Source organism: Rubritalea sp., assembly GCF_039830215.1.
Lineage (GTDB): Bacteria > Verrucomicrobiota > Verrucomicrobiia > Verrucomicrobiales > Akkermansiaceae > Rubritalea.
The window spans coordinates 1-3,199 of record NZ_JBDOPO010000109.1 but is presented as its reverse complement, the minus strand read 5'-3'; the positions used below and the strand labels follow the sequence as shown (position 1 = coordinate 3,199).

General features: G+C 45.3%; 3 protein-coding genes. All 3 read right to left on the bottom strand.

Going from position 1 to position 3,199, the window contains the following annotated elements:
- Positions 1-375: 375 nt before the first annotated feature.
- On the bottom strand, positions 376-1,338 hold the full coding sequence (locus tag ABGY95_RS03685) for a 6-phosphofructokinase (RefSeq protein ID WP_347440354.1): 963 nt from the start codon (positions 1,336-1,338) through the stop codon (positions 376-378).
- 162 nt (positions 1,339-1,500) lie between these two features.
- Positions 1,501-2,223: a DUF1287 domain-containing protein gene (locus tag ABGY95_RS03680; protein WP_347440353.1), complete on the bottom strand. Its 723-nt coding sequence runs from the start codon at positions 2,221-2,223 to the stop codon at positions 1,501-1,503.
- Between the two features lie 449 nt (positions 2,224-2,672).
- Complete coding sequence (locus ABGY95_RS03675) at positions 2,673-2,969, bottom strand: PIN domain-containing protein (RefSeq protein WP_347440352.1); 297 nt, start codon at positions 2,967-2,969, stop codon at positions 2,673-2,675.
- Positions 2,970-3,199: the final 230 nt, after the last annotated feature.

The window sequence follows — 3,199 nt, the reverse complement described above, 5'->3', positions numbered from 1 at the left end:
GAGAGCTTTGAATCCACCGGAGAGCCACAATTTATACTATTCAGAGACTTTGTTGCGGTTAACTCCTACGATTTCAGAAATATCGCTATACTTCATTCCTCTTTCACTAAGCTTCACAGCCTGCTTAAGTCGTTCCTCTAGTTCAAGGGGGCTGAGGCTTCGAGCATCTTTCAACTTGATGATTTTGTTAGAGCAGAATCCATGCCACCTTTAAGGTTGCCGGATTAATAAGGCTTTGGGATCACCAAGTAGTTAGACCCAGTCGAATCTCTGACAACCAAGAAGAAACCAGTATTCCAATATCTATCTAGATAGGCATAAAAAAAGCCAACACATTCATAGCGTTGGCTTTAGATAGTCGCCTGAGATCGTAGCTTACTTACTGAGATGCTCACAGAGCTCCAGGATGCCATGGTTGAGTTCAACCTTGGTGCTATTTACTGTTTCAATGTCCTCAGTGCCCAAGGTTCCATCCTTGTAGGTCATGATCTTGTTAGTGTTACCTGCAAGCAGTGAATCCACAGCGCTCACGGCAAACTTATAGGCCATGATACGGTCACGCACTGTTGGCGAACCACCGCGCTGGACGTGCCCAAGAACAGTGAGTCGCGCTTCCATGTTGAGGTTCACTTTGATCCAGCGAGTGAGGTATTCAGCCATGTTGGTGCCTTCCGCTACGATAGCCAGGATATAACCTCGGCCATCTTTGACATCCTTGCGGAGGCGTTCACCAATAGCGTCTAAATCATACTCCAGCTCAGGAACAATACAGATTTCAGCACCACTAGATAGGGCGCTAACCATTGCGAGGTAACCACAGTGGCGCCCCATAGTTTCGATCACAAATGCACGGCTAAAAGAAGTAGCAGTGTCTCGGATAGAGTCGACACTATCACGAATCATATTCAAGGCTGTATCAACACCTAGACAATAATCCGTGCCGGGAATATCGTTGTCGATTGTTGCTGGAATACCTGCAAAGGGGACGCCGAAGTCAGCATGAAACTGATTGAGGGCCGCAAAGGATCCGTCACCACCGATGACGATCAGCTTCTTGATTCCAAGTTTTTGGAGGTTGTCATACGCCGTTTTTCGGTGCTCGTATTCAAAAAATCTCTTAGAACGTGAAGAGCGCAGTACTGAGCCTCCACGGTGGAGGATTCCTGAGACGTCCTCTCTCTTTGCCTCTGCAATATCTCCATCAATCATGCCACGAAGGCCATTACGAATAAGAAATGGTTTGAACCCTTTTTTAAGAGCGTAGTCAACCGCACTTTTTACTGCAGGGTTCATTCCGGCGGCATCGCCTCCAGATGTCATAATTGCTAGGCTTTCCATGTGTTTAAAAAATTTGTTTGTGGTGAATTTTAGATCATTAACGATCTAGGCAAGTACTATAGCGGTTTATGGCTAATTGCAAGCCGCCCGACTATACAAATCTCTTCTATGACTTGATTAATTTCACACAGAATCTTGTCTAAATGAGGATCTAAGCCAGAATTACTTGCCGTACCGGTAGTGGCCCACAATCTCATGGTCTAACAATGCATTATCCCATATGGTACCAGCCCCTTGATTATGCACAACCCAGCGCTCATCACGCCGAGCACCTGGCCCGGGAACAATCACAGCAATGTGCGTTTCGCCATCGGGTAAGCGCCACGCCACAATATCACCAAAGTTATAATCAGAAGGTACACGAGTTACTGGAATCTCTAGTCCGTTACGAACGAAAAAACGCTGTAAGTTAGGAACCCTGCGGTGATCAATATTCGTATCAGGGGCTTTGTGACCCCAAAGCTGTGGATAGAGACGGAAGTAGTCACGCATGTCCTCGTGTACCTGCTGCTGCAGATCGATACCTACTGCGCGGTAAGCACGCACTAACACATCAGCACCTACTCCTTTACCCTCGGGAACATCACCCATTGGGTAGGCAATCGAGTAGTAGGCTCCATCATAAGTGCTAGGAGTTTGCGTGCGCTTCAAAGCTGCTCCAGCCAAACGCTCACCAAAACTCTCGCTCTCGATCAAATAATCAATCGCCATGCTAGCCTTGTCTACCGTCGCAACATCTTGCTGGATCTTCACATAATCCGCAAAAGTCGGCCAAGCAAAGTAAGAGACGAATAGCCCAGACATCAGCAGAATAACCCAACCGCCAAGTACCGGTTTGCGTTTCTTTTTCTGGGGGATTGGGCCAATGTATTCGATCGGTGTCATTCTATGGCTACTTTAGGTTGAAGACCCTGCGCAACTGCCCCCATAGGCAATACTTATACTTCTAAGGATACGTTTACTAATATTCAATCTTTTTTATCTAACATTATTTATTTTTCAAACCTCCACTCCACTTTAGTCTAATGAGTCAACTATTTTGCTATTTTCCACAGAAAAATATTTCAACCATTTCATGCTACCCACCAATTCAATGGCTATATCGAGATCAACAACTCAAGTCCTCTTCAGTCAATGTTGAAGTGATTTCTCTTTATTCGGCTACGCTTTTGCTGGGGACTTTTGGAATACCCTCAAAGCCTGAATTCTAGCCTTCATCATTTTTTGAGCACTCATTTTGGATTGTTCAGTCCCCCCTTTTTTGGGCGCTTCTTCACTACTTTTTTAGATGCCGATGTTTGTCGCAGAGTTGGCAGATTTCTTAGCAGCTGGCCTCACCCTTTTTGCACTTCCGACCCAAGAGTTGTCATCTGGTCCACGACTCCATCTAATCCACTACCATTGGAGAATACCACGAATTCTACATTTTCGTCCACGAGCTCATGGTAGCGAGCTAGATATAAGGAGAGGTCAAAGTCGAGATTATCTTTAGCGCTCTTGTCGATTCGGGTGATTTCCAATTTTGTTGAAGCGACGCTCGCTAGATCTATTTCAACTTTCTTATTCTGCGGACCACAAAACAAAATCACCCATTCGTAATTGCTAAATTTTAGAGCGTTCAATGAGTGCATCAATTTTATAATCTACAACCTCCCACTTCATAAGTTGGTAGTTCTACATTTTTCACTAGATTTCAGCTATGATAAAAATAGTTCATCTTTTAACCTTCCCCGGCCATGGCAATAGCCACTGAGGTGAGTCATCTATGAAGATACCTTCCTTTGGGGCCTCCACCAGCTCATCGTAGATCAACCGCAAACTCGCTAACTATGCGGGGGGGTAAGGTAATTGGCGCTGAGCT

Coding starts and splice junctions, on each gene's coding strand:
- ABGY95_RS03685 (WP_347440354.1), bottom strand. CDS start 1,338: ATGGAAAGCCTAGCAATTATGACATCTGGAGGCGATGCCGCCGGAATG.
- ABGY95_RS03680 (WP_347440353.1), bottom strand. CDS start 2,223: ATGACACCGATCGAATACATTGGCCCAATCCCCCAGAAAAAGAAACGC.
- ABGY95_RS03675 (WP_347440352.1), bottom strand. CDS start 2,969: ATGCACTCATTGAACGCTCTAAAATTTAGCAATTACGAATGGGTGATT.